1 protein-coding gene is annotated in these 266 nt (G+C 58.6%); it reads left to right on the top strand.

The genetic code is table 11. The features are described 5' to 3' along the window. Nucleotides 1-266: ABC transporter substrate-binding protein (locus SB772_RS41825; RefSeq protein ID WP_410838751.1), on the top strand; the 266-nt coding region annotated here is incomplete at both ends.

Raw genomic sequence — 266 nt, 5'->3', positions numbered from 1 at the left:
ACACCATCACGCCGCAATACGTGTTCGGCGACGGTCTTCTGTCCGCGGCGAAAGCGGTGTTCAAGGAGAAGGGCATCGAGCACGTCGGCAACAGTTATCACTCGCTGAATGAAAAAGAGTTCAGCGGCTATCTGACGAACGCGGTTGCCGCGAAGCCCGACGTGCTGCTGATCCTCAACTTCGGCTCGCAATCGTCGGACACGCTGCGCCAGGCCGTGAGCTTCGGCATGAAGAACAACTGCACGATTTTGCTCGCGTGGGCTTCC

Source organism: Paraburkholderia sp. SIMBA_030 (assembly GCF_046535245.1).
Classification (GTDB): Bacteria; Pseudomonadota; Gammaproteobacteria; order Burkholderiales; family Burkholderiaceae; genus Paraburkholderia.
This window is presented reverse-complemented; position numbering and strand designations above follow the sequence as displayed.